We start from the raw sequence: 893 nt of genomic DNA, 5'->3' as shown, positions 1-893 counted from the left end.
ATTTAATACGAATGCCCTCTTTTCATTCGGAGGAGATCAAGATGAATTCAGACAATGCCCATACACCTTTACGCTATCCAAGCGACCTGTCGGACGAAGAATGGGCGATCATCGAGCCGATTTTGAACGAGCTTGATCCCTATAAGACGGGGCGCCCCCGTGAATCGAACCTGCGTGAGATTCTAAATGCTATTTTCTATTTGAATAAAACCGGTTGTCCATGGCGTTATTTGCCGAAAGATTTTCCTCCTTACAATCTTGTCAATTACTACTACAACAAATGGACGCACGGCGGAGTTCTGGAGCAGATCAATGCAGCCCTGCGGGCGCGCCTGCGCCAAAAGCAAGGCCGAAATCCCGAACCAAGTGGCGCCATCATTGATAGCCAAAGCGTCAAAGGAACACCGGAGTCATCGATAGAGTCTGGCTTCGACGGCGGCAAACTCGTCAAGGGCCGGAAGCGACATATCGTAGTCGATACAATGGGTTGTCTGCTTGTCGCCTGTGTGCACGCAGCTAACGTCTTTGACGGAAAAGCGGCTCGTCAAGTCCTCACGCGACTGTTTATGCTCCTGCAGAGCGTTAAGCTCATTTGGGCTGATTGCGGCTACGTTGGCCGCGAGCTTTTTGACTGGGTATTAGCTGAGTTTGATTGCACCCTCGAGATTGTGAAGAGGAAGAAAGGAAAGAAAGGTTTTCATGTATTGCCACGTCGTTGGGTCGTAGAACGAACATTTGCTTGGCTTGGCCGGTCGCGTCGACTGAGCAAGGATTATGAGAGAGAACCACGATCGAGTGAATCACAAGTTTATCTTGCATCGTCACGTCTATTGCTTCGTCAAATCTGCAACAATCAAATAGCTTATGAGTGAATTATTCGCATTCGTCGCGCG

The 893-nt window shown here is 49.2% G+C and carries 1 protein-coding gene; it reads left to right on the top strand.

Going from position 1 to position 893, the window contains the following annotated elements; translation table 11 throughout:
- The first annotated feature begins 41 nt into the window (after nucleotides 1-41).
- Entirely contained in the window at nucleotides 42-872 is an 831-nt protein-coding gene (locus tag G3480_RS26915) for an IS5 family transposase (RefSeq protein WP_164657248.1), read from the top strand.
- Nucleotides 873-893 lie beyond the last annotated feature (21 nt).

The organism is Thiorhodococcus mannitoliphagus, assembly GCF_010915725.1.
Lineage (GTDB): Bacteria > Pseudomonadota > Gammaproteobacteria > Chromatiales > Chromatiaceae > Thiorhodococcus > Thiorhodococcus mannitoliphagus.
The sequence above is the reverse complement of the archived record's forward strand: the minus strand, read 5'-3'. Positions and strand labels throughout refer to the sequence as shown.

What these genes read in the sequence shown, in the direction of transcription:
- G3480_RS26915 (WP_164657248.1), top strand. Translation starts at nt 42, where the DNA reads ATGAATTCAGACAATGCCCATACACCTTTACGCTATCCAAGCGACCTG.